The following is a 26,767-nucleotide window of genomic DNA, read 5'->3' as shown; positions in this document are numbered from 1 at the left end:
TACTGCGCCCGCTGTCGCCATGCAAATATAAAATTCGTGTTTATATTTGCATGGCGGGTGTGGCGTGTCCGCCGGTTGCGCTTGCCGTCCATGCAGGGGCGGTACCGCTCCGCACGGGTCGCCGCGAGCGCGCGATCGGGCCATTGGTGCAGCCCGCCACTGGCCGGATGCGGCGCGCCTCCGTGCAGGGGTATTCCCTGTACCCTAGCGCCCTTCCACTTCCTTGCCGGGTCTCGACGGAATGACCACGCCCCCGCCCAAGTACCGTGCCCCCGCCCTGGACAAGGGCCTGGACATCCTCGAACTGCTGGCGCGCGACGCGCGGCCGATGACGATGAGCGAGATCTCCCAGGGCATCGGCCGCTCGCGCGGGGAGATCTTCCGCATGCTGCAGGTGCTGGAAGAGCGCGGCTACCTGACCAAGGGGCCGGGCGAGGGCGGCTACGTGCTGACCAACCGCCTGTTCATGCTCGGCATGCAGCAGCCGCAGGTGCAGAACGTCACCGACGTGGCGCTGCCGGTGATGCGCCGGCTGGCCGAGGCGATCCGCCAGCCCTGCCACTTGGTGGCGCCGTCGGACGACCAGATCGTGGTCATCGCGCAGATGGACGTGCCCAGTGACCTGGGCCTGGTGGTGCGCCCCGGCCACCGCCGCCCGCTCGCGCATTCCACCTCCGGCCTGGTGCTGTTCGCGTTCCAGCACGAAGACGCGCAGGCGCGGTTGCTGCAGCGCCTGGACGCCAGCGACGTGGCCTACGACCGCGCCGGCTTCCTCGCCGCCGCCGCGCAGGTGCGCGCGCTGGGCTACAGCATCCATCCCAGCGAAGCGGTGGTGGGCGTGATCGACCTGACCGCGCCGATCCTGCAGCACGGCAGCGCCATCTATACGTTGACCGTGCCCTTCATCGAACGCCGCCCGCAGGAAATCGATGCGCAGGCGGCGATGCAGGCGGTGTGCGCGGCGGCGGCGGAGATCAGTGCGGGGTTGGGCGGGTAGGCAGTCGCGTAGCACGGCAGCACCGGGTGGTCTTGCCAGTAGCGGCGCACACAGCAATGGCAGGGCGACAGCGTCACGATCGGGGGATGCGCACGCTTGAACGGGTGGCAAGACAGCGTCGTGTTCGCCGCCGTCGTCGCGTTCGCCGGTTGCGTGGCGTTGCTGTGGTGGCTGCAGCGTCGTCGCGATTACCAGACGGAATCGTCGGTGGAACAGTCCTTCCGGTGCATCTCCTTCACCAGCGACGGCGTGCTCCCCACCGGCGTGGATCTGGTCGTGGTGAAGAAGGCGCAGCAACTCATGGACGCCAATTACGATGCGACCTTCATGCTCGATGGCGACGCCATGAACGGCAGCAACGCGTTCTGGTATTGCAGTGGACCCGGTGCGCGCTGGTTCCTGGCGATCCCGTCAGTTAGCAACTGCGGTGGTGGGGTGGACGTGCGCTGGGCAGTGCGCCGGCTGACCGAGCAACGCATGCGCTCGGTGCTGCCCTTCGATCGCGTGGCGGATCGGCGCGCCTTCGGCAAGACGCCCGACAAGGCATAGCGACGCTGGCAACGACGCGGCCATGCAGGCGTCGGTCAGCTCAATTGTCGTTGTCGCGGAGATGGGTGAAACCAGCCCGAAAGACGCCTGCTGCAGCGCCGCGTGCATTGGTCACGATTTAATAATTACATCGTAATTACAATTTCGGCCGGCTCCGCCACGGCGCGGCGCCGCCCTCCATCCGCCGCCGGAAAGCCTTATGTCTCAGGACTGGAACACCCTTGCTGACAATCGCCGGCAACGCCTGCAGCGCGCCGAAGGGCTGGCGCGCGGGCGCCTGGTGGAGGCCAGGGATGCGGTGGCGCTGCTGGAGGCGGTGATCGAGCCGGGCGACCGCGTGTGCGTGGAGGGCAACAACCAGAAGCAGGCCGATTTCCTCTCGCAATGCCTCACCGAGGTCGATCCGGCGCGAGTGCACGGGCTGCACCTGCTGCAGTCGGTGCTGGCGCTGCCGGCGCACCTGGACGTGTTCGAACGCGGCATCGCGCAGCGCCTGGATTTTTCCTTCTCCGGGCCGCAGGCGCTGCGCCTGGCGCGGCTGGTCGCCGACAAGCGCATCGAGATCGGCGCGATCCATACCTACCTGGAACTGTTCGGCCGCTACTTCGTCGATCTGACCCCGCGCGTGGCGCTGGTCGCCGCGCAGGCCGCCGACCGCCACGGCAATCTCTACACCGGGCCGAACACCGAGGATACGCCGGTGATCGCCGAGGCCACCGCGTTCAAGGGCGGCATCGTCATCGCCCAGGTCAACGCGATCGTGGACACGCTGCCGCGCGTGGACATCCCCGCCGACTGGGTCGGCTACGTGGTGCAGGCGCCGCGCCCGCACTACATCGAACCGCTGTTCACCCGCGATCCGGCGCAGATCTCCGAGATCCAGGTGCTGATGGCGATGATGGCGATCAAGGGCATCTACGCCGAGTACGGCGTGGACCGGCTCAACCACGGCATCGGCTTCGACACCGCGGCGATCGAACTGCTGCTGCCAACCTATGCCGAGTCGCTCGGCCTGCGCGGCAAGATCTGCCGGCATTGGGCGCTCAATCCGCATCCGGCGCTGATCCCGGCGATCGAGTCGGGCTTCGTCAACTCGGTGCACTCGTTCGGTTCGGAACTGGGCATGGAGCAGTACATCGCCGCGCGCGCCGACGTGTTCTTCGCCGGCCCCGACGGGTCGATGCGCTCCAACCGCGCGTTCGCGCAGACCGCGGGCCTGTACGCCTGCGACATGTTCATCGGCTCCACGCTGCAGATCGATCTGCAGGGCAACAGTTCCACCGCCACCCGCGACCGCATCGCCGGTTTCGGCGGCGCGCCGAACATGGGCTCGGATGCGCGCGGCCGCCGCCACGCCAGCCCTGCCTGGCTCAAGGCCGGGCGCGAGGCCGCGCGCCCCGGCGAGATGCCGCGCGGACGCAAGCTGGTGGTGCAGATGGTGGAGACCTTCCGCGAACACATGGCGCCGGCCTTCGTCGAGCGGCTCGATGCCTGGGAACTGGCCGAGCGCGCCAACATGCCGCTGCCGCCGGTGATGATCTACGGCGACGACGTCAGCCATGTGCTGACCGAAGAGGGCATCGCCAACCTGCTGCTGTGCCGTACCCTGGAGGAACGCGAACAGGCGATCCGCGGGGTGGCCGGCTACACCGCGGTCGGCCTGGGCCGCGACAGGCGCGTGGTCGAGAACCTGCGCGACCGCGGCGTGATCCGCCGCCCCGAGGATCTGGGCATCCGCTTGCGCGACGCCAGCCGCGATCTTTTGGCCGCGCGCAGCATCAAGGATCTGGTGCGATGGTCCGGCGGCCTGTATGCGCCGCCGCAACGTTTCCGCAACTGGTAGGGAACCCGATGGAAACCCTTCGCTATCGCTACGACGGGCGCCTGGCGCCGAACGGCCGGCGCGACCACGTGCTGGTCGGCGTGGTGTCCTCCGGCAATCTGGAAGTGCTGATCGAACCGCTGGACCTGGGCGGCGCGATGCAGATCGAGATCGTCACCGCCGCCGACGGCTTCGGCACGATCTGGCAGGCGGTACTCGACGATTTCGCCGCGCGCCATCCGCTGCGCGACGTGCGCATCTCGATCAACGATGTCGGCGCCACCCCGGCGGTGGTCGGACTGCGCCTGGACCAGGCGGTGGAAGCCTTGCAGGAGGAGGCGTGATGCGTTCCATCCGGACACCCGCCATCGCCATGCTCTCTGTAGGAGCGGCCTCAGCCGCGACGGTGTCTGGAGCTGGCGATAGTTTGGCTTCGTTCGTCGCGGCTGAAGCCGCTCCTACAGGGAGCGCTACCCTTTCGAGAGATGCTTCGGTTCCGAAGGCATCCGCGATGGTCGCGGTTCGGGCTTCGCTCGTCGCGACTGAAGTCGCTCCCACAAGGGATGTCGTGTCTGCGAGCAGCCCTGTTGTGGGAGGGGCTTCAGCCCCGACGCGATCCTCCGGCAGCGCGTGGATGGCTGCGGCCGCGATCCAGACGCCTGCTGCAATGAACGAGCGTCCTGCATTGCCCATCCGGCGAGTACGCCGACCACAGCGGAGCTGCGCATGAGCGCGATCCCCAACAACCGCCGCCCGCGCAGCTTCTACGAAGCCGACGCGCGCGAACGCATCGCCGGCCTGCTCGATCCCGGCTCCTTCTGCGAATTCGTCGGCCCGCGCCAGCGCGCGATGAGTCCGCACCTGGCGCAGCTGGACCAGCCCGGCGCGTTCGACGACGGCATCGTGGTCGGCGAGGGCCGGCTCGACGGGCGCACGGTGCTGATCGCCGCGCAGCAAGGCCAGTTCATGGGCGGCGCGGTCGGCGAGGTGCACGGTGCCAAACTCACCGGGCTGCTGCAGCGCGCTGTGGCCACCAGGCCGGCAGCGGTGCTGCTGCTGCCCGACACCGGCGGCGTGCGCCTGCACGAGGCCAACGCCGGGCTGATCGCCATCTCCGAGATCATGCGCGCCACCCTGGACGCGCGTGCCGCCGGCGTGCCGGTGCTGGCGCTGATCGGCAGCGGCACCGGTTGCTTCGGCGGCATGGGCATCGTCAGCCGCTGCTGCTCACGCATCGTGATGTCCGAGGAAGGGCGGCTGGGCCTGTCGGGTCCGGAAGTGATCGAGACCGTGCGCGGGGTGGAGGAATTCGATGCGCGCGATCGCGCCCTGGTGTGGCGCGTAACCGGCGGCAAGCACCGCTATCTGCTCGGCGAGGCGCAGGCCCTTGTCGCCGATGCCATCGAGGACTTCCGCGCCGCGGCGATCGCCGCGCTGGCGGCGCCGCCGGCCGAAGACGACGACGGCCTGGCGCGCATCGCCGCAGAACACGCCGCGCTGCGCCAGCGCCTGGACGCCTACGGCGATTGCCGCGACGGCGTGGAGATCTGGCGCCGTCAGGGCATCGCCGATCCCGACGCGTTGCCGCTGCTGGACACCGACGCTTTCCTCGCCGCCGTCGCTGACCGGAGCCCGCGATGGAACTGACCCCTCTATTGCAGCAACTGTTTCCGCTCGGCCACCGGGTCGAGGTGCGCGCTGGCGTGATCGGCGGCAGCGCCAGCACCGCGCTCGGCGAGGTCACCGTGATCGGCAGCGCCGAAAAGCTGGAAGTGGGCGTGGAGCACGCGCTGGCGCTGGCCGCCGCGGTGCTGGACAGCACGCGCACGCAGCCGCAGCGGCCGATCGTGATGCTGGTCGATACCGCCGGCCAGCGGCCGTCGCGCAAGGACGAACTGCTCGGCATCAACGGCTATTTCGGCCATCTGGCGCAATGCCTGGACCTGGCACGGCGGCGCGGCGCGCGGCTGCTGACGCTGGTCTACGGCGAATCGGTCAGCGGCGGTTTTCTCGCCTTCGGGCTGATGGCCGACGCGATCTACGCGCTGCCCGAGGCGCAGGTGCGGGTGATGGACCTGCGTGCGATGGCGCGGGTCACCAAGCAGCCGCTGGAGAAGTTGCAGGCCTTGAGCAAGAGCTCGCCGGTGTTCGCGCCGGGCGTGGAGAACTACGTGGCGATGGGCGCGGTGGACGCGCTGTGGCAGGGCGATCTGGCGCAAGCGCTGGTCGCCGCGTTGCAGGCGCCGCTGCACGGCGACGTGCGCGCGCAACGCGGCGCCGCGCGCAACGGCCGCCTGCTGGCCGCACCGATCGCCGCGGAGGTCGCCGCCGGCCATGCATGAGCCGCTCGCCCGGCACGACCTGGTCTGGCTGGCGGCCGATGCGCCGTGGCAGGCGCGCACGCCCGGTGTGCAGGCGCGCCTGCGCGACTGGTTCGCTGCCGGCCACCCGGCGATCGTCGCGCGCGGCGATCGCCGCGACGCTGCGCCGCTGCTGCGCCTGGGCGTGCCGTTGCCGCCGGCCGAGGGCAAGCAGCGGCTGTCGCTGTCGGTAGAGCGTGACGCGGTGCGGCGGCAGCGCGCGCCGCTGACGCTGGACGAGGTCTGCGCGCAGGTGCCGGCACTGCACGATTGGCAATTGCCGCTGCGCGAACTGCAGGCAGTGGCCGCCACGCATGGGCTGATCCCGCGCGTGTTCGGCGCCTTCGCCTGGCAGGCGCTGACCGGCTTGCGCTACGTGCAGGCCGGTTCGGACATCGATCTGCTGTGGCCGGTGCCGTCGCCGGCACAGGCCCCCGCGCTGCTCGCCGACCTGGCGCGTTGGGAGCAGCGCCACGGGTGCTGCGCCGATGGCGAAGTGCTGCTGCCCGACGGCGACGCGGTGAGCTGGCGCGAACTGGCCGGCGACAGCGCGCAGCTGCTGGTCAAGGCGCTGCGCGACTGCCGGCTGCAGCCGCGCGCCGAACTGCTGCAGGCATGGGGGGCGTGATGGACCTGCAGGCGCCGCGCGGTACGGAAGATGGCTGCTTCTTGCAGGCGCCCACAGCCGTGGACGCCTCGGCGCCGGAAGCGGTCGGGACTGGAGCCCCTCTTACAGTGGCCCCAGCAGGTTCGCAGGCTCCTGCAGGAGCGGCTTTGACCGCGACGAACGTAGCGTCAAACCTTCCCGCTTCGGAAGCCGTCGGGACTGAAGTCCCTCCCGCAGTGCGGGTAGCTGGCCATCCGCGAGTCCCTGTGGGAGCGGCTTCAGCCGCGACGAACGCAGCCGCGATCTTCCCGACACTGAAAATTGTTGGGGCTGAAATCCCTCCTGCAATGCAATGCACTGGCTATGCGCAAGCGGCTTTATCTGCGGCGAACACCGCAGCGAACGTCCCCAACGCCGCAGCCATGCCACATCGCCTCGGCCGTCTCGCCGTCGCCAGCCTGCATGCCGAGCTGGCCTGCGCGCCGAAGCCCGGTCTGGTCACGCCGTTCGATCGCGGCAGCCACGACGACATGGACGCGTCCACGTTCCTGCGCAGTCTGTTCGCGTTGCGCGGCTACTTCGTCGCGATCGCCGCTGCCGGCATGGCGGATGCGCCGTTCGCCACGTTGCGCCAGCGCGGCATCGAGGCCGAGCGCGCCATGCTGCGCGCCACCGGCGGCGTCAACACCCATCGCGGTGCGATTTTCAGCCTGGGCCTGCTGGTCGCGGCGGCGGCGCGGTTGCGCAGCCAGCAGCATGCGATGCCGGACGGCGTGGCGGTCTGCAATGCCGTTGGCCACTGGCACGATGCGTTGCTGGATGCGCCACTGGATCCGCATAGCCACGGCCAGCGCATGCGTCGCCGGCATGGCGTCGCCGGCGTGCGCGAGCAGGCCGCTGCAGGCTTCCCGCTGCTGCGCGAGGTGGCGCTGCCGACGCTGCGCCGCGCGCTGCGTGCAGGCGTTGCGCACGATGCCGCCATGGCGCAGACCCTGCTGCAGCTGATCGCGCAGACCGACGATCTGAACCTGCTGCAGCGCGGCGGCCGCGATGGCCTGCGCTTCGCGCAGCGCAGCGCGCGGGCGTTCCTCGAGGCCGGCGGTGTGGCGCAGCCGGACTGGCGCCAGCACCTGGCGTGCATCGGCGACGCCTTCGTCGCGCGCCGATTGAGTCCGGGCGGCAGCGCCGATCTGCTTGCCTGCGCCTGTTTCCTGCAGCGCCAGGAGGCCGCATGAGCCTGGCACTGCTATGCCCGGGGCAGGGCGCGCAACATCCGGCGATGTTCGACTACAGCGCCGGCGCGCCGGCGGCCGAGGCGGTGTTGGCCGCGGCCGCGCAGGTGCTCGGCGCCGATCCGCGCGCGCTGGCCGGCGCCGACGCGCGCTACGACAACGCGCTCGCGCAGCCGCTGGTGTGCGCGGCGGCGCTGGCCAATGCCGCCGCGCTGCTGCCGCAACTGCCGCCGCCGGCGTTGCTGCTCGGCTACAGCATCGGCGAACTGGCCGCGCATGCGTTGGCCGGCGGCATGGAGGCGTTCGCCTGCCTGGCGCTGGCGCAGCGGCGCGCGCAGCGCATGGATGCGGCCAGCCGCAAGGGCGACGGCCTGATCGCGGTGCAGGGCCTGTTGCGCGATGCGGCCGAGACGCTGTGCGCGCAGACCGGCCTGCACATCGCCATCGTCAATGGCGACGATCACCTGATTCTTGGCGGTCATGCCGATGCGCTGGTGCAGGGCGAGCGCCAGGCGCGTGCGCAACGCGCGCGGGTCACGCGCCTGCCGGTGGCGGTGGCCGCCCATACGCCTTTGCTGGCCAGCGCTGCGCAGGCGTTCGCCGCCGATCTGCGCGCCGCACCGCTGGCCGCGCCGCGCGCCGCGGTGCTGGCCGGCATCGACGGACACCGCATCGGCGACCGCGACGACGCCATCGGCGCGCTGTCGGCACAGCTGGGCACGACGCTGGATTGGGCCGGAACGCTGCGCCAGGCCGCCGAACGCGGTGCGCGGGTGTTCCTGGAACTGGGGCCGGGCGGGGCGCTGGCGCGCATCGCGCGCGAGCTGCTGCCGCAGTGCCAGGCGCGTTCGGTTGAAGAGTTCGGCAGCCTGGCCGCGGCGGCGGCATGGGCGCGGCAGGCGCAGCAACGCCTGCAGTAAGGCGGCTGCGGCGGCGAGGGGGGACGGCGATGGCCGCCGTCGCGCCGCAACGGCGGTTGGCAGTGGGCGATCGACCCAGAATGGCGGGCGGCCATTCGCGGCAGTGGGACGGATCCAGCAAGCTCGGGAGGGCGCATGAGTCCACAAATCGCGACGATCATCGGCTTGATCGTCATGTTCATCGTGGCCACGGCGTTGCCGGTCAACATGGGTGCCGTCGCGTTCGCGTTGGCCTTCATCATCGGTGGCGTCTGGGTCGGCATGGACGGGAAGGAGGTCCTGTCCGGGTTTCCCGGCGACCTGTTCCTGACCCTGGTCGGCATCACCTATCTGTTCGCGATCGCGCGCAACAATGGCACCATCGATCTGTTGGTGCATTGGGCGGTGCGCGCGGTCCGCGGCAAGATCGTGGCGATCCCGTGGGTGATGTTCATGGTCACCGCGGTACTGACCGCGTTCGGCGCGTTGGGACCGGCGGCGGTGGCGATCATCGGCCCGGTCGCGCTGCGCTTCGCCAGGCAGTACCGGATCAGTCCGTTGCTGATGGGGTTGCTGGTGATCCATGGCGCGCAGGCCGGCGGCTTTTCGCCGATCAGCGTGTACGGCGGGATCACCAACAAGGTGGTGGAGAAGGCCGGGCTGGACGTGACCGAGATGGCGGTGTTCCTGACCAGTCTCGGCTTCAACCTGCTGATGGCGCTGATCTGCTTCTTTGCCTTCGGCGGCCTGGCGTTGCTGCGGCGCGGCCATGCGCCGTCGTTGGCCACCGCCGCGTCCGTGCCGGTGGGCGATCAGTCCTCGCATCGCCAGTTCGCGATCGAAGGCCATGGCGCATTGCTGTCGGCCGGCGGCGGCACCTTGTCCACCGATCCGGTGGCGCTGGAGACGATGAGCCTGAACCGCGATCGGGTGCTGACCCTGTTCGGCCTGCTCGGCCTGGGCATCGCCTCGCTGCTCTACAACCTCAATGTCGGCCTGGTGTCGATGACCGTGGCGGTGGTGCTGGCGCTGCTGTCGCCGAAGGCGCAGAACGGTGCGGTGGACGGCATCAGCTGGTCCACGGTGCTGCTGATCAGCGGCGTGGTCACCTACGTGGCGGTGCTGCAGCAGAGCGGGGCGGTGGACTACATCGGCAACGGCGTGTCCGACATCGGCATCCCGCTGCTCGGCGCGCTGCTGGTGTGCTACGTCGGCGGCATCGTCTCCGCGTTCGCCTCGTCGGCGGCGGTGCTGGGCGCGACCATCCCGCTGGCGGTGCCGTTCCTGCTGCAGGGCCAGCTCGGCGCGGCCGGGGTGATCTGCGCGCTGGCGATTTCGTCCACGGTGGTGGACGTGAGCCCATTCTCGACCAACGGCGCGCTGGTGGTGGCCTCGGCCGCCCCGGACGAACGCGAGTCGCTGTACAAGCGCTTCCTGATCTACAGCGGCCTGGTGGTCCTGTTCGGCCCGCTGCTGGCGTGGCTGCTGCTGGTGGTGCCGGGCTGGTTGTGAGGGACGCGGACCGGGGAGCGGCGACCGCCGATCGCGCTTCCCGATCCGCAACGCGTTGAACAAAAAAAGCGCCGTCCCCTGGGGCGGCGCTTTTGTGTGTATGGCTCTCCGCGAGTGCCTTGCAGTGGCAAAACCTGAAGCGCCGCTTTTTACGACTCCCGCGTCGCGCCTCGCGCGTCCCGCCCACAAGGCAACGGCGCCGGCACATTCAACTTGCCGCCGGCGGCCACGTACATCGCCAGGGCGTTGCCCTGGCTTTGCAGGTGCCGGTTCATGGTGCGCTCGGCGCCTTCGGCGTCGCCGCGGCGGAAGCAGTCCATCAGTTCGCGGTGTTCGCACAGCGATTGCTGCATGCGTCCGGGCGCCAGCAGCTGGCGCCCGCGGTGCATCTTGAGGATGCGGTGCAGGTCGTGGGTGACGCGGATCAGCCAGGGATTGCCGGCGAATTCCTGCACCGATTCATGGATCAGGTAGTTCTGCCGGTAGTACTCGGCCAGGTCGCCTTCGTCGGCCGCCTGCTCCATGCGTGCGTGCAGCGCTTCCAGCCGCGCCAGGCCGGCGGCGTCGACCTTGCGCACCGCCTCGTAGGCGCAGCGGCCTTCCAGCAGCGCCATCACCGGGAACAGCGCGTTGAGGTCTTCCAGGTTCAGCCTGGTCACGCGCGCGCCGCGGCCGGGCTCGATCTGCACCAGGCCTTCGGCGGCGAGCAGCTTCAGGCTCTCGCGCAACGGGGTGCGGCTGATGCCCAGTTCGGCGACCAGCGCCGGCTCGTCGATCCACTCGCCCGGCGGCAGCACGTAGTCGTAGATCTTCTGCCGCAGCCGCTCGGCCACGTCTTCGTACAGCGCCACGCGCTTGCGCGGCGCGCGGGTGTCGGGCGCGAGGGTCATCGGCGGATTGGAACGCTCTGCAGCCGTGCTGGCGATGTCGCCATTCTAGCGGCCGGCGCATGCGATTCACGCGGGTTTGCGCCGCGCCTGGGCAAGGTAGGCGCTGGCAAACCAGGAGCATCCCATGACCCCGAGGCGCATCACCATCCGGCTTTCGATTCTCGCGGCGCTGGCCGCCGTGGCGCTGAGCGGCTGCGGCAAGCCGGGCGAGCAGACCTCGCGCACCGCACCGGCGACCTCGCCGGCCCCGACCGTAGCCCCGGTCGGCGGCGAAAGCGGGCGTGCGCCGATCGCCGGCGACGCCTCGGCCAAGGCGATGCTGCAGGTGCTGGAGGGCAACGCGGTGGCGCTGTCGCAGCAGGCGTTGTCGCGCAACGTCAGCGGCAGCGTCGCCGACTTCGCCCGCGAAGTGGTCGCCGCGCATCAGGGCGCCGCGGCCGCGGACGCAGGCAAAGGTGGTCCCGGCGATGCGCAGAAGATCGCCGCGCAAGTGGCCAAAGGCAAGGCGCAACTGCAGGCGCTGGACCAGGAGACGGACGATTCGGCTTACATGAACGCCTACATGGCGACGATGGTGCGCAGCTATTCCGATGCGCTGGCGGTGATCGATGCCGAACTGGTGCCGGCGGCGCAACAGGACGCGACCAGGCAGGAACTGCAGCAGGCGCGCAAGCGCATCGCCGAGCAACTGGAGCGCGCGCAGGCGCTGGCCTCGGCGCGCTACTGATGTAGCCCCTCTCCCGCCGGGAGAGGGGTTGGGGTGAGGTTCCGGCGCGAACCGGCGCGAAAGCGACTCGCGGAGTTTGGGTGCGCGAGGCTCCGCCCGTACCCTCATCCGGCCCTTTGGGCCACCTTCTCCCGAGGGGAGAAGGGACAGCAGGTTCAACCTTCCCCCGAAAAGGAAGCCATAGTCCCGAGGGAGAAGGGACAAGCGGCATGTGCACAGCACGGCGCGCTACGTTTCCACACGCGCTAACCGTTCGCGATGTCCGCGGCTGCCGCGTGCGGTGCCGGCCGCTCCTCGCGCCCATCCGGGTGTCGCGCGAAGCGGGCCGGATCGCTGCCGTGCACCGGCGCCTCGTCGTTCCATGGCCAGCCGCCGAACTGGGTGCGGCGGTAGTCGGCCATGGTCTGGGCGATCTCGGCCTGGGTGTTCATCACGAACGGGCCGTGCTGGGCCACCGGTTCGGCGATCGGCCGGCCCTGCAGCACCAGGAACTCGCTCACGTCCAGATCGCCGTTGACCAGCTCCACCGCCTGGTCGGCACGCAATTCGATGGCGGCGTGGCGTTGCACGTCGCGTCCGCCCACGGTCACCGCTGCGCCCTTGAAGAAGTACAGGCTGCGGCGCGTGCCGCGACCTTGCGCGGCGGGCAGCGTCCAGCGTGCGCCGGGCGCCATGCGGATCGTCCAGATCGCCACGTCGGCATCGTCCTGCGCCGCCCACGAATCCGGTGGCGGCGCCAGCGGGCCGCCTGCCGCGCCGGGCGCGGCGTCGACCGGGCCGATGCGACCGGCCACGCAGGCCACCTCGGTGCTGCGGCCGGCGTCATCGCTGGCGCTGAAGCGCGGCAGGTCGTGCGCCCAGAACATGGTGAAGTGCGGCGCCACCATCTTGCTGCGCGCCGGCAGGTTGAGCCAGATCTGGAACAGTTCCAGCGGGTTGGGTGCGGTGGTTTCGAGCAGCGGGAACATCTCCGAATGGACGATGCCGGCACCGGCCGTCAGCCACTGCACGTCGCCGGCGCCGAAGCGCGCCACCGCGCCGAGCGAATCGGCATGGTCGATCAGCCCCTGGCGCACGATGGTCACGGTCTCGAAGCCGCGGTGCGGGTGGCCGGGAAAGCCGGGGATCTGCTCGCCGTGGTACATGCTCCAGCCGTCCTTGCGGCTGAAGTCCTGGCCGATGGCGCGGCCCGCGAGCGACGCCGCCGGACCCATCGCGCCGTTGCCGGCGGGATAGGCGTCGTCGTGATAGACGCAGAACAGAAACGGGTCGATCGTTTCCCATGGAAAGCCGAGCGGCTTGATCTGGACGACGGGGTCGGTCATGACGATGTCCTTGGTGCGAACGCCGGCGCAAAGGCGGCAATGCCTTGAACATGGAGCGGGTCCGGCGCAACGGAAGGCCGCTGCGAAGGACATCCTATCCCGCATGTGGAACGCCGCCCGCCCGCGGCCGCCCCGGTCATCGGCCGCGCTACACCCGCCGATCGAGCGCACCACGCCTACCCCGGCGTGCAACTGAATGTCGGCTGGGCGCGCGGCCCCGCATCCGTACCCGCGCGGCCCGTGCGTCATCGGATTGTCATCCGCCGCGACCAGCATCGCAGGCCTTTCCGATCCTGCGAGCGCCTGGTGCGTCCCGAACCCTTGCCAGCCCTGTCGCGGCTGTTCCTGCAATGGCGGCCGTCGCTGAGCCGCTATTTCCTGCGTCGCCGCGCCGCGGCCTGGGACGCCGAGGACCTGGTGCAGGAAGTGTGGCTGCGCCTGCAACGCAGCGAGGCGCATGCCCCGGAGATCGCCAATCCGGAGGCCTACCTGTTCACCATCGCCGCCAACCTGATGCGCGAGCACGCGCTGCTCAACCAGCGCAGCACGCAGCGCGACACCTGCCTGGACGAGGTGCTGGAGCGGCTGGCGGTGCCGTGCGAAGCCGATGCGCACGTGCACCGCGAGCAACGCCGGCAGCGCCTGGCCGAACTGATGGCGCGGCTGCCGCCGAAATGCCGCGCGGCGATGGTGCTGCGCTACCGCGACGAACTCGGCTACCAGGACATCGCCGAGCGATTGCAGATCTCCAGCCACATGGTCAAGAAATACATCATCAAGGGGCTGGCGGTGTGTCGGCAGGGCATGGCGCGCTATGCGTGAGTCGCCGATCGCCGCGGCGGCCGCGGCCTGGTACCTGGCACAGCGCGAGGCGCCGCTGGCGCCGGTGCAGCAGGCCGAATTTCTGGCGTGGCTGCGGCAATCGCCGGCGCACGTGGCCGAATACCTGGGCATCGCCCACCTGCACCAGGACCTGCAGACCGCGGCGCACGCGCAGCAGGCCAGCAGCGAGCAGTTGTGTGCGCATGCGCGCCACAGCGGCGCGGTGGTGGTGCCGTTGCGGCCCGAACTCGGCCGCGGTGCCGCGCCGCGCGCGCGCGCGGCGGCGCACGCGCGCAAGCGCAGCCGGCGCCGGGCGTTGGGCCTGGCCGCGGTGCTCGCGCTGGCCGCAGTGGGCGTGGCCACGCAACTGGCGGCGCCGGCCAGCGTCGCGGCGTCGGTCTACGCCGCCGCCGCCGATGCCGGGCGCGAGGTCGCGCTGGCCGATGGCAGCGTGGTGCGCCTGGACCGCGGCAGCGCCATCGCCGTGCGCTACGGCGCGCAGCGCCGCGACATCGCGCTGCTGCGCGGCAAGGCGCTGTTCGATCTCGGCCACGATCCGGCGCGGCCGCTGCGGGTCAGCGTCGGTACGCTGGTGCTGCGCGACATCGGCACCGTGTTCGGCGTCGACCAACACGACGGTGCCACCCGCGTCACCGTGCTGCAGGGACGCGTGCACGTGCTGCGCGGCGCGCATCCGTGGTGGCGGCGCAACGCGTTGCCCAGCGAGGGCGCGCAGCTGGCGGACCTGGGCGGCGGCCAGCAGGCGCGGCTGGATGCGCGCGGCCAGTTGCTGGGACTGGACGCGCACGCCGACATCGCCGGCGCCACCGCCTGGCTACCGGCGCAGATCGGCGTGCACGACCGCAGCGTGGGCGAGGTGGCGCGGCTGTTCAACGCCTACACCACGCAGCCGCTGCGCATCGCCGACCCGGCGCTGGCCGCGCGCCGCATCAGTGGCGTGTTCCACCTGCGCGATCCGGACGCCTTCGTCGCCTATCTGGGCAGCCTGCCGAACGTGCAGGTGCACCGCGACGCCCACGCGGTGACGATCCGCAGCGCGCCGGCGCCGATGTAAGAAAAAATTCATGCAATTACCGGTAGCCGCGCGGCGCTGTGCGGCACTCCTAGGGAGGCATGGCCGTCGCGCTGCATACGCACGGCCGCCTTCCTCTCCCCTCCGGTAGCACGTCCCATGCGCAACACGCTCGTCGTTTCCATCGCCCTGCTGCTCGGCAGCAGCGCTTCGCTACCGGCCTGGTCGGCCCCCGTCGCCGCCTCTGCGCCGGCGACCGCGCCGATGCCGCTGGATCAGGCGCTGGAGCTGTTCGCCCGCAACAGCGGCCTGCAACTGATGTACGACCCGGCGCTGGCGGCCGGGCAGCGCAGCAACGGCGCACCGGCCGGGCTGGCACCGGCGCAGCAATTGCAGAAGTTGCTGGCCGGCACCGGCCTGGACTACCGCATGCCGACGCCGACTACGGTCAGCATCGTGCGCAGCGCCGCGGCCGCGCCCCGCAGCGCCGCCGCCCCGCGCGCGCCGCAGGCCGCGGCCACGCCGGCCGCCGACCCCGGAGACCGCGACGACGGCCCGCGCGAACTGGCGCCGATCAACGTCACCGCCAACAGCGTCGACACGCTCGCGCCCAGCGCCGCGCCGCTGGAGGCGAGCCAGCCGACCTCGGTGATCGACGAACGCTTCATCCGCGACGGCCTGCGCCTGAACGCGAACTACGACGACATCATCAAGTACGCGCCGAGCGTGGTCACCACCTCGCCGGAAGGCCCGGGCCTGGGCAAGAACGAAGGCATCAGCATCCGCGGCTTCCAGGACGGCCAGTTCAACATCACCTTCGACGGCATCCCGTTCGGCGACGCCAGCGACCTGCACCACACCACGTCCGCTTACTTCAACAACCACGTACTCGGCCAGGCCGAGATCGACCGCGGCCCCGGCGGCGGCGCCACCATCGGCAACGCCACCTTCGGCGGCACGCTGGCGCTGCGCACGCGCAACCCCAGCGCGGTGGACGGGGTCACCGCGTACGTTACCGGCGGCAGCTGGGACACCTGGTCCACCGGGGTCAGCGCCGACGAGCACATCGGCAACACCCGCGTGTTCGCCGACCTGTCCAAGGAAGCCAGCGACACCTACCTGAAAGGTACCGACGACCGCCGCGAGCACGCCTTCGTCAAGACCGTCACCGAGCTGGGCGACGCGACCACGCTGAGCTTCGTCAGCAGCTACAACCAGGAGCACCAGAACACCATGCAGGGCGCCACCCGCGCGCAGATCGAACAGCACGGCTGGCGCTACGGCCTGGGCAACGATCCGACCCTGCAGAACTACACCGGCTACAACAGCGCCGCGTACTATTCCAGCTTCAGCTACCTGGGCCTGAGCACGCGCCTGGGCGACTGGGACCTCGACAACAAGGTCTACTACAACAGCTTCGACCACACCGCCGCCAAGAGCAGCATCCCCACCAGCGAGAGCGCTGCCGACAACGGCGTGACCTTCTACTCCAGCACCGGCAAGAAGCTGTCCAAGTCGGCCACCGACGTGCCCGGCAAGCTGTCGGACAACGATTTCCACGCCTTCGGCGACGTGCTGCGGCTGGCGCGCGATCTGGGTCCGGGCCAGTTGCAGACCGGCGTGTGGGTGGAGCGCAGTCTGGACGAACGCAACCAGCTGCCGGTGGACATGAGCACCGGCGCGGCCAGCGGCACCAAGTACGGCTATCTGTACAACTACCAGCTGCACGACCGCACCGACACGCTGCAGCCCTACGTGCAGTACGACTGGAAGCTGAGCGACACGCTGACCCTCAGCCCCGGCGTGCGCTATTCGCGGGTGGAGCGCCAGCTCGACGCGCAGCTCAACAAGCGCACGCCGCCGGCGCCGGCCTACAGCAGCGCCAGCTACGACGCGACGCTGCCGTCGCTGAGCCTGCACGACGCCTTCAGCGACCACTGGAGCGGCTACGTGCAGGCCGCGCGCGGCTTCCTGGCGCCGCCGATCGACGTGATCGAACTCAACGGCGACCGCGGCCTGCAGCCGGAGCTGACCAGCAACTACCAGCTCGGCACCAGTTACGCCGCGCGCGGCCTCACCTTCGGCGCCGACGTCTACTACATCGATTTCAGCAACTACATCAGCCAGACCCTGGTCGCCACCGACAGCGGCAGCGAGAGCGCCTACGTCAACGGCGGCGGCGCGGTGTACCGCGGCGTCGAGGCCGAAGCCACCTATGCGCTGACACCGACGCTGAGCCTATACGCCAACGCCAGCTACAACGAGGCCACCTACAAGCACAGCAGCACCCAGGTCGCCGGCACCCCGCACGTGACTGGGGCATTGGGCCTGCTGTACAACAGCGGCAGCGGCTACTTCGGCTCGTTGATGGAGAAAGTGGTCGGCGCGCAGTACGGCGTGGACAACGGCACTGACGCCAGCGGCGCCACCGTGTTCGGCAACGACCAGCGCCTGGGCGGCTACGCCAGCCTGGATGCGGCGCTGGGCTATCGCAGCACGCATGGGCCTTACGGCCTGAAGGGGTATTCGATCAGCATGGACATCAACAACCTGCTCGATCGACACGCCTTGATCGGCTATGCCGGCGCGCGCTCCTCCGACAACCAGCCGCTGTACTTCGGCCTGGCCGGACGCGGCGTGTTCCTCGACCTGTCGCTGAAGTTCTGAGGCCGGCGCCATGTACGCCTCCATTGCAACACGCGTCGCTGCCGCCGCAGGTTCGCGGCGGTGGCCGCGCGCGGCGGCGCTGGTGCTGCTGGCGGTGACGGCCTTGCCCGCCGCGGCCGCAGCCGCGCAGGTAGCGAACGGCAACGCGGCGCGCACCAGCGCAAACGCGCCAGCGCAAGTGCGGCTGAGCATCGTGGTGATGCGCCACGGCGTGCGTGCGCCGACCAAGGATCCGCACGCGCTGGCCAGGTACGCGGCGCAGCCATGGCCGCAATGGCCGGTGGCGCCGGGCATGCTCACCGCGCACGGCGCGGCGGGGATGCAGGCGCTGGGCGCACGCTACCGGCAGCGCTGGCTGGGCGAAGGTGTGCTGGCACCTGGCTGCGATGCCGCGCAGCTGGTGCTGATCGCCGACAGCACGCCGCGCAACCACGCCAGCGCCGCGGCCTTCGGCGAGGGCCTGCAGCCGGGTTGCCATGCCCACTACCTGGCACTGCCGACCACGCAGAACAATCCGCTGTTCCACTACGCGGCCGGCGAGGACAAGAACGACGACAAGGACGACGATGCGGTGGCCGCGCCGCTGCATCCGGATGCGGCCACGCGCGCGCGGCTGCACGCACTGCAACGGGTCCTGTCCGGCTGCCAGGGCGCCGCCTGCGCCGCACCAGCGCCGGGCCAGGACACGCCGCGGCTGGACGATCCGCAACGCCTGAACGATCCCGCGCAGGCGGCCAAGCTGCTGAAGACCGCCGGCAGCCTGGCCGAGAACCTGATGCTGCAATACGCGCAGGGCCTGCCGCTGGCGCAGGTGGCATGGGGCCGCGCCGATGCGACCACGCTGCAACGCCTGATCGGCCTGCACAACGCCGCCTTCGACCACAGCAAGCGCGCGCTGCCGGCGGCGCGTGCCGGCGGCTCCAACCTGCTCGCGCACCTGCTGGCGACGCTGCAGGCCGCGGTCGGGCAAACCCCGGCAGTGGCGCCGCTGGCCCCGGCGCAGACCCGTGCGCTGCTGCTGCTCGGCCACGACACCAACCTGGCGCATCTGGCTGGCCTGCTCGGCGTGCCCGGCCTGGTGCGCGGCCAGCCCGACGCCTATCCGCCCGGCGGCGCGCTGCTGCTGGAGCTGGTGCGGCAGGGCGGCCGCGACTACCTGCAACTGCGCAGCGTGGTGCCGACCTTGCAAGCGCTGCGCGACAACCGCTTCGACGGTGCCGCGCTGCGCGAGCGACGCTGGCCGTTGCCGGGCTGCGGCGGTCGCCTGCGCTGCCCGTTGGCGATGGCATTGCCGGCCTTGCAGGCGCGGCTGGACGCGCAGCAGGTGCAGGCCGGAGTGCCGATAATGCGCGTGTGGCCGGTGCAGGCGGCGGTAGCTGGCGACTAGCGCAGTCGTCTCACCGCGTCGTGCACCCTGTAGGAGCGGCTTCAGTCGCGACCGGGCGTTACCGGTCGCGCCCGGTCGCGGCTGAAGCTCCTACACTGGCTCTGCAGTATCCGTCCCATTTCCAGACGAAACGCTGCGCGCGCCATCACGGATCGCAACGCGGCGAAGGCCGATCATCGTGGTTCCCGCGCTGCGCGCCCGCGTGGCGCTGCGCCGTCTTTGCCCAGGTTCCCCGCCATGTCCCCCACCTCCGCCGTTGCGCTCCCCGATTCGATGACCGCGATCGAGATCCGCCACCCCGGCGAGCCGGAGGTGCTAGTGCCGGTGTGCCTGCCGCTGCCGCATCCGCACCGCGGCGAACTGCTGGTGCGGGTGGCCGCGGCCGGGGTCAACCGCCCCGACGTGATGCAGCGCCGCGGCAGCTATCCGCCGCCGCCCGGTGCTTCGCCGCTGCCGGGGCTGGAGTTCGCCGGCGAGGTGGTGGCGTTGGGCGAGGGCGTGGAGCGTTACCGGCTCGGCGATACGGTGTGCGCGCTGGTCGCCGGCGGCGGCTATGCCGAATACGCGGTGGTGCACGAACGCAACGCGCTGCCGGTGCCGGCGCCGCTGAGCCTGGCCGCGGCCGCGGCGCTGCCGGAGACCTTCTTCACCGTGTGGGCCAACGTGTTCCAGCGCGGCCGCCTGCAGGCCGGCGAGACCATGCTGGTGCACGGCGGCACCTCCGGCATCGGCAGCGTCGCCACCTTGCTCGGCATCGCGTTCGGCGCGCGCGTGATCAGCACCGTCGGCTCGGCCGACAAGCGCGCCGCCAGCCTGGCGCTGGGTGCGCAGGCGGCGATCCTGTACCGCGACGAGGATTTCGTCGCCGAAACCCTGCGCCTGACCGGCGGCCGCGGCGCCGATGTGATCGTTGACCTGCTCGGCGGCGACTACCTGCCGCGCAACTACGAGGCGGCGGCGCTGGACGGGCGCATCGTGCAGATCGGCATCCAGCAGGGCAAGGTCCGCGAGCTGGACCTGATGCCGCTGCTGGCCAAGCGCCTGACCCATACCGGCTCGACCCTGCGCGCGCGTTCGGTGATGGAGAAGGCGGCGATCGCGCGCGAGCTGGAGCAGCAGGTCTGGCCGCTGCTCGAACAGGGCCGGATCAAGCCGCAGCTGGACCGCTGCTTCCCGCTGGCCGAGGCGGCGCAGGCGCATGCGCGGATGGAGTCCAGCGCGCATATCGGCAAGATCGTGCTGCTGACGGAGGCGGGGGCGGGGCGGTGAGGATCTGTCGCGGCTGAAGCCGCTCCTACAGAAGGCGCTGTGTAGGAGCGGCTTCAGCCGCGACAGGCACCCACCGGCCGCGCGCCGCTGGCCCTGTTCAAGTCCCACGCCGTATATTGCGCCGCACGCGCGGTGGTCCGCGCTTCCCCTGCCGGTCCCCCGCGTGCGCCTGCCTTCCCGTTCCGCCGTGCTGCTGCCGTTGTTGCGCTGTTCGCTGTTGCTGCTGTTCCTGTGCCTGAGCGCGGCGGCGAGCGCGCAGCCGCAGGACGAGCCGCAGGCGCCCGACCCGCAGGCCTTGCTGAGCGGCGCCGAGCAGACACTGCAGGACGCCCGGCACAGCATGGACAGCGCCGACGACCAGGAGGTGCTGCGCAAGCTGATCGGGCAGGTGGCCGATGCGCAGCGCGATGCCGAAGCCGCGGTCGCGGCGCTGACCCCGCAGCTGGCCCAGGTCGATGCGCGGCTGAAGCAACTGGGTGAGCCTGCCGCGGGCGAGGCGAGCGACATCGTTGCGCAGCGCAAGGATCTGGCCAAGCAGCGCGCGCCGCTGGATTCGGGGATCAAGCGCGGCAAGCTGCTGGTGCTGGACGCCAAGCAGCTCGGCGAGCAGATCGAGGCCTTGCAGGCCGAACATTTCAGCCAGGAGCTGTCGATGCGCTCGGACTCGCCGCTGTCGCCGACGCTGTGGCGGCAGATCGCCAGCGATTTCCCCGATGACCGCGATCGCTTGCTCGCGTTGTACCAGTTGGCGGCGCAGGCGCTGGACGCCGCCATCGCCGAGAACGGCACCGGCGCGCTCGGCATCGGCCTGAGCATCGCGTTCGTACTGCTGTTCCCGCTGCGCTACCTGCTGCGCTGGCTGGGCAAGCGTTACGCGATGTCGCGCGCGCCGGGCAGCCGCCTGCGCCGCTCCGGCCTGGCGTTGTGGTTTCTGCTACTGGGTACGTTGACCGCGGGTCTGGCCGCGCTGGTGCTGGCCGAGAGCCTGCGCAGCATCGGTGCGGTGCCGGCGCGGCTGGAAAGCGTGCTGCGCGGCTTCGTCGTGGTCAGTTTCGCCGCCGCGTTCATGGGCTCGCTGGGCGCCAGCGTGCTGCTGCCGAACCAGCCGTCGTGGCGGCTGTTCCCGATCGACGACGCCACCGCGCGGCGCCTGCGCAAATACACCTGGGCCACCGCGACGCTGGCCTGGGTCAGCAGCATGCTGCTGGTGATCAACCGCGCCAGCCATACCAGCGCCTCGGCGACGGTGGCCGCCGACGGGTTGATCGAGCTGGCCTACGCGGTGCTGATCCTGGCCATCCTGACCAGCCTGTCGCGGCTGCGCCGGCGCCAGTACGCCGAGGCCGCCGCGCAAGCGCTGGAGAACGGCCAGCCGCCACCGCCCGGCCAGCACGGCGGCGCGCTGGCGCTGGTCGGGGTGCTGGTGCGGGTGGCGGTGGCGGTGGCGCTGCTGGCCGCGCTGCTGGGCTATTTGTACCTGGGCCTGTTCATCACCCGGCAGATCATCTGGATCACCATGGTGGTCGGTGCGATCCGCCTGCTGATGACTTTCGCCGACGATTTCGCGCTATGGCTGTTCGCCAGCGAAGGCCGCATCGGCCGTGCCGCCAACGGCGCGTTCGGCGTGCGCCCCAGCCGCCTGGAGCAGGCGGGGGTGCTGAGCTCGGCGGTGATGCGCGTGTGCCTGTTGCTGATCGGCGTGGGCGCGTTGCTGATCCCGTTCGGGACCAATGTCTCGACCATCACCGACTGGTTCTCGGTGCTGTCGCAGGGCATCCCGATCGGCAAGAGCTACCTGTACCCGGGCGCCATATTGCGCGCGGCGCTGGTGTTGGGCCTGGGCCTGCTGGTGATGCAGTACATCCATGGCTGGCTGACCCAGACCTACCTGCCGAAGACCGAGCTGGACGATGGTTCGCGCAATTCGGTCAGCACTGCGGCCCGCTACATCGGCATCCTGCTGGCCGCGCTGTGCGGGCTGGCCGCGTCGGGCATCGAGGTGGCACAGATCGCGCTGGTGGTCAGCGCGCTGTCGGTCGGCATCGGCTTCGGCCTGCAGTCGATCATCCAGAACTTCGTGTCCGGGCTGATCCTGCTGGCCGAGCGCCCGGTCAAGATCGGCGACTGGGTCAAGATCGGCGACCAGGAAGGCGACGTGCGCAAGATCAGCGTGCGTTCCACCGAGATCCAGGTCGGCGACCGCTCCACGCTGATCGTGCCCAATTCCGAGCTGATCACCAAGACCCTGCGCAACATGACCCTGGCCGGGCCGCTGGGCCGGGTGCAGATCCAGTTCGCGGTATCGCTGGGCACCGACGTGGTCAAGCTGCGCACGCTGCTGCTGGAACTCTACGCCGCGCACCCGGGCGTGCTGCAGGATCCGGAGCCGTCGGTGTTCATCGATTCCATCGCCAGCGGCCACGTCACCCTCAACAGCTTCGCCTACGTCGGCAATCCGCGGCTCGTCTACGGCATCCGCAGCGATCTGTTCTTCAGCCTGCTGCAGCGCCTGGCCGAAGAGGGCATCGCCCTGGAATCGCCGCAGGAAGTGCGGCTGCTGCGCAAGGAGCCGTAGCGCGGATGGCGCAAGGCGTCGGCCCGCCTGCGGCCGCGCCTGCAGGGCCATCGGCGCCGCGGCTGTCCGCAGCGCTCAGCGCCGCCGCTTCGTTCGTCGCGGCTGAAGCCGCTTACAGAGGAGCGCCCGCACAGGCCAATGGCGCTGCCACGCTTTCCCGGTCCCCGGTCCCGAGTCCTGTAACAACACCTACCGCCGCCCGCGCTCCTCGCGCGCGCGCCCGGCGGTCGAACAGCACCGCCAGCACCGCGCTGGCGACGCTGCCCAGGCCCAGCGCCACGCCGAGCAGGAACAGCACCATCGCGATGGCCGGGTAGCCGAACAGCTTGGCGCCGCTGTCGATGCGCATCATCTGCGCGGAGGCCAGGATCAGCGCGGCAGTGACGATGCCGGCGGCGACGCGGTTGGCGATCTTCTGCAGGCTTTCCATCAGCCGCGATTCTTCCAGCCCGGCCACGCGCACCTGCAGGCGGTTGTCGGCGGCAAGCGACAGGATGTCCGACAGCTTGCGCGGACCTTCGCGCAGCAGCGCCTGCAGTTCCATCGCCTCGCTGGCCAGGTTCGCCGCCGACAGCGATTTCTTCAGCCGCGCGCGCATCACGTGCTGCAGCTGTTCCTCGACCACGCTGCGCGTATCCAGGTGCGGCGACAGCGCGCGGCACACCGCTTCCAGGTTCAGCAGGGTCTTGCCGAGCAGGCGCAGTTCCGGTGGCGTGCGCAGCCCGTAGGCGGCGGCGATGCGCACCAGGTCCAGCGCCACGCGGCCTTCGCAGGTGGCGTCGTGCGCGGCATAGCGCGCGATCATCTGCTCGGTCTCGCGCTGGTAGCGGTCCTCGTCGAAGTCCTCCAGGCGCGTGCTCAGCGCGATGGTTTCCTCGGCCACTTCCTCGCCGCGGCCATCGACCGCAGCGAACAGCAGCTTGAGCAGGCGCTCGCGCAGCTTCGGTTTCGTAGTTCAGCTCGGCCAGCAGCGCCTTGCCGAACTCGGCCAGCCAGTCGGCGAAGCGGATGCGCCGGCCCAGCCCGGTCAGTTTGTCGGCGGCGTTGGCGAAACTCTTCAGCACCTCCAGGTCCGAACGCACCTGCGCGGCCACCTCCGGCTTGTGCACCTTGATCGCCATCGGCGTGCCGTCGCGCAGCGCGGCGCTGTGCACCTGCGCCAGCGAGGCGGTACCCAGCGGCATGTCGTCGAACGCGGAGAAGGCCGTGTTGACCGCCACGCCGAGTTCGGACTCGACGATCTCGCGGATCCACCGGGAAAGGTTCGGCTCCGGAAATAGCGGGGATTGCGGCAGCCAGTCTGGCCAGGGCCGGGTCGTCGATGGTGAACCCCCGGTGGTCCGTGGCGCGCAGCGCACGGCGCGGATGGGCGGGCTGGTCTAGAATCCGTCGCTCAGGCACATTCGCCGACATCCAGGACATACCATGCGGTCGTTCTCTGCGCTTTTCCCTATGCGCGCCGCGCGGCGTTGCGGTTTGCTCCTGCTGGGCACGCTGTCGCTGGCTGCCACCGCGTCGGCCCAGTCGCGGCACAGCGCCGACGATGGTTTCGATGCGCAGGCCTTCGCCCGCAGCCAGCACGGCACCTATGAGGTGCAGGATTTTTCCGACCGCTACCGGGCGACGCTGGAGATCGAGGACAACAGCGAGCAGTTCCGTCCCGGCATCGTGCGCGTGTTCGCGCGCGGCAGCGCCAAGCCGCTGATCGAGGTGGCCTCGCCCGAACTGGTGCTGGACACCGACGCCAAGGGCGGCAAGGCCAAGGGCAAGGTGCACGAACTGCCGTATGCCAAGCAGAGCGTCCTGATCTATGCCGACTTCAACTTCGACGGGATCAAGGACCTGGCGCTGATGGACGGGCAGAACAGTTGCTACCACGGCCCGTCCTATCAGGTGTACGTCGGTACCGCCAATGGCTTCGCGCCGAGTCCGGCATTCACCCAGTTGGCGCAGAAAAATTGCGGCATGTTCAAGGTGGATGCGCAGGCGCGCGAACTCCAGACCATGACCAAGGACGGCTGCTGCTGGCATCGCTCCGCGGTGTACACGGTGCGCGACGGCGAGCCGTTGCTGCAGCGCGAATTGGTCGAGGACGCCAGCAGCGCGCCGGGTCTGGCCCAGGAGACGCGCTACCGCGACCAGGGCGGCAAGCGCGTGGCGCAGACGCATTACCTGTGGGACGAGCACGGCAGCACGGCGATGTTGCCGCACAAAATCCTGCTGGAATTCCGCCTCGCCCCTGCCGGCAAGCGTATCGTCGTGTTCGCCAGCGAGCAGAACGGTCAGTTCGGTAAGCCGTACTACGCGGCGATCGGCGCGCAGCAGCAGGTGGAGTTGCTGTACCCGGATGGCAAAGGGGAAACCTTCGCCTACAACGCTGCGCGGCATACGTTGAGCTTCGTGCGTGGCACCACCACCTACCGCATCGTCGGCGACGCCGAGGGCGTGCCGCAGCGCATGGACGTGGTGGCGCGCGGCAAGACCCAGCCGCTGGCGCTGCAGCCCGGCTCGGTGCACGGCTCGCTGCAGGCGGTGGCGCAGGCGCTGCGCAGTAAGTAGCAGCGCCTGCGGGGCGCACGCCTCGCTGTCCCTTGTAGGAGCGGCTTCAGCCGCGACCGGCATGCTCGGCAACGCCCGTCGCGGCTGAAGCCGCTCCTGCAAGAAATAAGACAGCGCTGTCCCCACGCCGCGAACGCACGCGTTACCGCGTCGGCGCCTGGATCGAGCACGCCGCGCAGCGCGTCAGCGCCTGTCGTTGCTGCGCAACTGCTTGGCGTCGGACAGGGCGATGTCGTCGGCGACCAGCACGCTGGCCACGTCGACGCCTTCGGCGCGGGCGCGCTCGGCCTGCAGCACGATGCGAGTGCCGCTGGCCGGATCCGAGCGCAACAGCGGTTGCAGTGCGGCGATGGCGTCGAGCACGTCGTCGACGATGGCGCGGGGGCAGTGAGGAACTGGTCCATGGGCGTCTTGCGGGCGGTATTGGTCTGCCTGCGCACGGCAACCGCGCCGGCGTTACGCGCGGTTGAGGCGGTGGGTGCCGCTCACGTCCCGGGCGCGCGGAATCGGCGAGAATCCCCGTTCATCCACCCGAATGGAATCCCCGCATGGCCGGCGCCAGCCTGTTCACCCTGCTCGACGATATCGCCTCGCTGCTCGACGACGTGTCGCTCCTGACCAAGGTGGCGGCGAAGAAAACCGCCGGCGTGCTCGGCGACGACCTGGCGCTGAACGCGCAGCAGGTCACCGGGGTCAACGCCGACCGCGAGCTGCCGGTGGTGTGGGCGGTGGCCAAGGGCTCGTTGCTCAACAAGGCGATCCTGGTGCCGGCGGCGCTGGCGATCAGCGCCTGGCTGCCGTGGGCGATCACGCCGCTGATGATGATCGGCGGCGCGTTCCTGTGCTTCGAGGGCGTGGAGAAGCTGGCGCACCGCTTCCTGCATTCCAGGGACGAGGACGCGCAGCGCCATGCGCAAACGCTGCAGGCGTTGGCCGACGAAAAGGTGGACGTGGTGGCGTTGGAGAAGGACAAGGTGAAGGGCGCGATCCGCACCGATTTCATCCTGTCCGCGGAGATCATCGTGCTGTCGCTGGGTGTGGTCGCCGGGGTGCCGTTCTCCCAGCAAATCATGGTGCTGGTGGCGATCGCGCTGGCGATGACCGTCGGCGTGTACGGCCTGGTCGCCGGCATCGTCAAGCTCGACGACCTGGGCCTGTCCCTGACTCGCAAGGGCGCCGCCGCCGCCGCGGTCGGTCGCGGCATCCTGTGGCTGGCGCCGTGGCTGATGCGGGTGCTGTCGATCGCCGGCACCGCGGCGATGTTCCTGGTCGGCGGCGGCATCCTGGTGCACAGCATCGGCCCGCTGCACCACGTCCTCGAAGGCATCGCACCGCAGGGCGCCTGGGGCAGCGTGGTGCTCAACCTGGGCAATGCGCTGGTCGGTATCGTCGCCGGGGCGCTGGTGCTGGGGGTGGTGGTGCTGTTCCAGATGATTCGGGGACAAGGGCGGGACCGGGGACAGGGGACCAGGGACCCGTAAAAGCAGTTGCGACGCTGCGGATACAGCGCGGCTCGCGTTGCGGTGCGCGATCGG

Annotated in this window: 22 protein-coding genes and 1 pseudogene; 19 read left to right on the top strand and 4 right to left on the bottom strand. The window is 70.3% G+C overall.

All coding sequences use genetic code 11. From position 1 onward, the window contains the following. The first annotated feature begins 241 nt into the window (after nt 1-241). From E4A48_RS15825 to E4A48_RS15780, 10 genes are all read left to right on the top strand, one after another. Nucleotides 242-997, top strand: a complete 756-nt coding sequence (locus tag E4A48_RS15825) for an IclR family transcriptional regulator (protein WP_039008265.1) — start codon at nt 242-244, stop codon at nt 995-997. A gap of 96 nt (nt 998-1,093) precedes the next feature. Continuing rightward, complete coding sequence (locus E4A48_RS15820) at nt 1,094-1,546, top strand: hypothetical protein (RefSeq protein WP_142742760.1); 453 nt, start codon at nt 1,094-1,096, stop codon at nt 1,544-1,546. 199 nt (nt 1,547-1,745) lie between these two features. Then, nucleotides 1,746-3,389: a malonate decarboxylase subunit alpha gene (gene mdcA / locus E4A48_RS15815; protein ID WP_039008262.1), complete on the top strand. Its 1,644-nt coding sequence runs from the start codon at nt 1,746-1,748 to the stop codon at nt 3,387-3,389. An 8-nt stretch (nt 3,390-3,397) separates the two neighbouring features. Then, nucleotides 3,398-3,712 carry a malonate decarboxylase acyl carrier protein gene (gene mdcC, locus E4A48_RS15810; protein WP_039008261.1) on the top strand — a complete coding sequence of 105 codons (315 nt, stop codon included), beginning with the start codon at nt 3,398-3,400 and terminating at the stop codon, nt 3,710-3,712. Between the two features lie 382 nt (nt 3,713-4,094). Next, on the top strand, nt 4,095-5,015 hold the full coding sequence (locus tag E4A48_RS15805; protein ID WP_142742759.1) for a biotin-independent malonate decarboxylase subunit beta: 921 nt from the start codon (nt 4,095-4,097) through the stop codon (nt 5,013-5,015). Then, entirely contained in the window at nt 5,006-5,710 is a 705-nt protein-coding gene (gene mdcE, locus E4A48_RS15800) for a biotin-independent malonate decarboxylase subunit gamma (protein ID WP_142742758.1), read from the top strand. Before E4A48_RS15805 ends, mdcE begins: the two co-directional genes overlap by 10 nt. Next, entirely contained in the window at nt 5,703-6,356 is a 654-nt protein-coding gene (mdcG, locus tag E4A48_RS15795) for a malonate decarboxylase holo-[acyl-carrier-protein] synthase (RefSeq protein WP_142742757.1), read from the top strand. Before mdcE ends, mdcG begins: the two co-directional genes overlap by 8 nt. Before the next feature lie 401 nt (nt 6,357-6,757). Next, nucleotides 6,758-7,570 carry a triphosphoribosyl-dephospho-CoA synthase MdcB gene (gene mdcB, locus E4A48_RS15790; RefSeq protein WP_058197228.1) on the top strand — a complete coding sequence of 271 codons (813 nt, stop codon included), beginning with the start codon at nt 6,758-6,760 and terminating at the stop codon, nt 7,568-7,570. After that, nucleotides 7,567-8,487 carry an acyltransferase domain-containing protein gene (locus tag E4A48_RS15785; protein WP_142742756.1) on the top strand — a complete coding sequence of 307 codons (921 nt, stop codon included), beginning with the start codon at nt 7,567-7,569 and terminating at the stop codon, nt 8,485-8,487. The genes mdcB and E4A48_RS15785 overlap by 4 nt, the downstream gene beginning before the upstream one ends. A 135-nt stretch (nt 8,488-8,622) precedes the next feature. After that, nucleotides 8,623-9,978, top strand: a complete 1,356-nt coding sequence (locus E4A48_RS15780; protein ID WP_039008255.1) for an SLC13 family permease — start codon at nt 8,623-8,625, stop codon at nt 9,976-9,978. 149 nt (nt 9,979-10,127) lie between these two features. On the opposite strand, the gene E4A48_RS15775 is transcribed toward E4A48_RS15780, so the two are convergent. Next, entirely contained in the window at nt 10,128-10,868 is a 741-nt protein-coding gene (locus tag E4A48_RS15775; RefSeq protein ID WP_142742755.1) for a GntR family transcriptional regulator, read from the bottom strand. 124 nt (nt 10,869-10,992) lie between these two features. Between E4A48_RS15775 and E4A48_RS15770 the strand changes: the two genes are divergently transcribed. After that, complete coding sequence (locus tag E4A48_RS15770; RefSeq protein WP_039008251.1) at nt 10,993-11,595, top strand: DUF4142 domain-containing protein; 603 nt, start codon at nt 10,993-10,995, stop codon at nt 11,593-11,595. 245 nt (nt 11,596-11,840) lie between these two features. On the opposite strand, the gene E4A48_RS15765 is transcribed toward E4A48_RS15770, so the two are convergent. Next, nucleotides 11,841-12,920, bottom strand: a complete 1,080-nt coding sequence (locus E4A48_RS15765; protein ID WP_142742754.1) for a pirin family protein — start codon at nt 12,918-12,920, stop codon at nt 11,841-11,843. Nucleotides 12,921-13,226: 306 nt separating this feature from the next. On the opposite strand from E4A48_RS15765, the gene E4A48_RS15760 reads away from it, so the two are divergent. The 6 genes from E4A48_RS15760 to E4A48_RS15735 all read left to right on the top strand — a co-directional run bounded on the left by E4A48_RS15760 (nt 13,227) and on the right by E4A48_RS15735 (nt 22,673). Next, complete coding sequence (locus E4A48_RS15760) at nt 13,227-13,742, top strand: RNA polymerase sigma factor (protein WP_068830304.1); 516 nt, start codon at nt 13,227-13,229, stop codon at nt 13,740-13,742. Further along, complete coding sequence (locus tag E4A48_RS15755; RefSeq protein WP_142742753.1) at nt 13,735-14,817, top strand: FecR family protein; 1,083 nt, start codon at nt 13,735-13,737, stop codon at nt 14,815-14,817. Before E4A48_RS15760 ends, E4A48_RS15755 begins: the two co-directional genes overlap by 8 nt. Before the next feature lie 117 nt (nt 14,818-14,934). Further along, nucleotides 14,935-17,442, top strand: coding sequence for a TonB-dependent receptor domain-containing protein (locus E4A48_RS15750; protein ID WP_142742752.1), 2,508 nt, complete (start codon nt 14,935-14,937; stop codon nt 17,440-17,442). A 10-nt stretch (nt 17,443-17,452) separates the two neighbouring features. Further along, the gene (locus E4A48_RS15745; RefSeq protein ID WP_142742751.1) at nt 17,453-18,829 is read left to right on the top strand and encodes a histidine-type phosphatase; all 1,377 of its coding nucleotides are present in this window, start codon (nt 17,453-17,455) and stop codon (nt 18,827-18,829) included. A gap of 237 nt (nt 18,830-19,066) precedes the next feature. Next, complete coding sequence (locus E4A48_RS15740; RefSeq protein ID WP_142742750.1) at nt 19,067-20,098, top strand: NAD(P)H-quinone oxidoreductase; 1,032 nt, start codon at nt 19,067-19,069, stop codon at nt 20,096-20,098. Between the two features lie 187 nt (nt 20,099-20,285). Next, nucleotides 20,286-22,673 (top strand): DUF3772 domain-containing protein, encoded by a 2,388-nt coding sequence (locus tag E4A48_RS15735; protein WP_185910782.1) that lies wholly within the window; start codon nt 20,286-20,288, stop codon nt 22,671-22,673. Between the two features lie 189 nt (nt 22,674-22,862). Here E4A48_RS15735 and E4A48_RS15730 read toward each other — a convergent pair. Continuing rightward, a pseudogene (locus E4A48_RS15730) lies at nt 22,863-23,923 on the bottom strand (AarF/UbiB family protein); the annotation flags it as partial. 175 nt (nt 23,924-24,098) lie between these two features. Here E4A48_RS15730 and E4A48_RS15725 point away from each other — a divergent pair. Then, nucleotides 24,099-25,232, top strand: coding sequence for an XAC2610-related protein (locus tag E4A48_RS15725; protein ID WP_039008239.1), 1,134 nt, complete (start codon nt 24,099-24,101; stop codon nt 25,230-25,232). Between the two features lie 183 nt (nt 25,233-25,415). Here E4A48_RS15725 and E4A48_RS15720 read toward each other — a convergent pair whose 3' ends face one another. Then, complete coding sequence (locus tag E4A48_RS15720) at nt 25,416-25,595, bottom strand: hypothetical protein (RefSeq protein ID WP_039008238.1); 180 nt, start codon at nt 25,593-25,595, stop codon at nt 25,416-25,418. Nucleotides 25,596-25,780: 185 nt separating this feature from the next. Between E4A48_RS15720 and E4A48_RS15715 the strand changes: the two genes are divergently transcribed. Next, nucleotides 25,781-26,713 (top strand): DUF808 domain-containing protein, encoded by a 933-nt coding sequence (locus tag E4A48_RS15715; RefSeq protein WP_068830237.1) that lies wholly within the window; start codon nt 25,781-25,783, stop codon nt 26,711-26,713. The last annotated feature ends 54 nt before the right edge of the window (nt 26,714-26,767 follow it).

It is taken from the genome of Xanthomonas translucens pv. cerealis, from assembly GCF_006838285.1.
Classification (GTDB): domain Bacteria; phylum Pseudomonadota; class Gammaproteobacteria; order Xanthomonadales; family Xanthomonadaceae; genus Xanthomonas_A; species Xanthomonas_A cerealis.
Note: the sequence above shows the minus strand (reverse complement) of the source record. Positions and strands in the feature narration are given on the sequence as shown.